The sequence below is a fragment of the Rubrivivax benzoatilyticus JA2 = ATCC BAA-35 genome, from assembly GCF_000190375.1.
Lineage (GTDB): Bacteria > Pseudomonadota > Gammaproteobacteria > Burkholderiales > Burkholderiaceae_C > Rubrivivax > Rubrivivax benzoatilyticus.
The window spans coordinates 1-1242 of sequence record NZ_AEWG01000081.1; the positions used below are offsets into that span (position 1 = coordinate 1).

Sequence of the window (1242 nt, forward strand, 5' to 3'; positions counted from 1 at the left end):
CGCGCTGGCCGGGGCGCGCCCGGCGGAGCGGAGGGCGGCCGGCGCCGCGGGCGGGCGCAGCGCGCGGCGGTCGACCTTGCCGGCGGGGTTCAGCGGCAGCGCGTCCAGGCGCACGAAGGCCGCCGGCAGCATCGCCGCCGGCAGCCGCGCCGCGAGGTGGGCACGCAGCGCGGCGTCGTCGGCTTCGGCGCGCGCCACGACGAAGGCGACGAGGCGGCCATCGCCCTCGCCGTCGTGAAAGGCCTGCACGACGACGTCGGCCAGCGCCGGGTGGCGGCGCAGCTGGGCCTCGATCTCGGCGAGCTCGATGCGCTGGCCGCGGATCTGCACCTGGTGGTCGAGCCGGCCGCCGCATTCGAGCGTGCCGTCGTCGCGCCAGCGCGCGAGGTCGCCGGTGCGGTAGATCACCGGCCCGGCGGCGCCGTCGAAGGGGTTGGGCACGAAGGCCGCGGCGGTCTTCTCCGGCTGGCGCCAGTAGCCGGCGCCGACGCCGACGCCGGCGACGCAGAGCTCGCCCGGCGCGCCCACCGGCAGCGGCCGCAGCCGCTCGTCGAGCACGTAGAGGTCCAGGTTGGCCAGCGGCCGGCCGATGCTGACCGAGGCCTGGCGCGGCGGCAGCGGCGCGGCGAGCACGGCCTGGGCGACGTCGTCGGCGGCCTCGGTCGGGCCGTAGGCGTTGACCACCGGGACGCCCGGGTACAGCGCCAGCCAGGCGTTGACCAGCGCCACCGGCGCCGACTCGCCGGTGACCATCATCCAGCGCAGGCTGGGCAGCGCGCGTTCGGCCTCGGGCAGCGCGGCGGCGTACTCGCAGAGGTACTTCAGCACCGCCGGCACGAGCTCGACGAGCTGCAGCCGGTGGCGGCGCACGGCCTGCAGCAGCGCGGCGACGTCGGTGGCGTCGTCCAGCACCACGCAGCAGCCGCCGAAGGCCAGCGGCGCGGCGAACTGCCAGACCGAGATGTCCGACGACGACGGCGCGCTCTGCAGGAACCGCGCGACCGCCGCCTCGCCCAGCGCGTGGGCCTGGGCGAACAGGTGGTTGACGGCGCCGTCGTGGCGCACGATCGCGCCCTTGGGCCGGCCGGTCGAGCCCGAGGTGTAGACCATGTAGGCCGCATCGTGCGGGCCGGCGCGCGGCGGCAGCGGCGCGTCATCCTCCGCCTGCAGCGCCTGCGGGCCGTGCAGCGTGTAGCCCGCGCCGGGCGGCGCGGCGGCCTCGCGCTGGCAGACCACGTGGCG

The 1242-nt window shown here is 77.9% G+C and carries 1 protein-coding gene; it reads right to left on the reverse strand.

What is annotated here, in order from left to right; genetic code table 11:
* On the reverse strand, positions 1 to 1242 hold a 1242-nt coding region (locus tag RBXJA2T_RS10095), incomplete at both ends, for an amino acid adenylation domain-containing protein (RefSeq protein ID WP_009857260.1).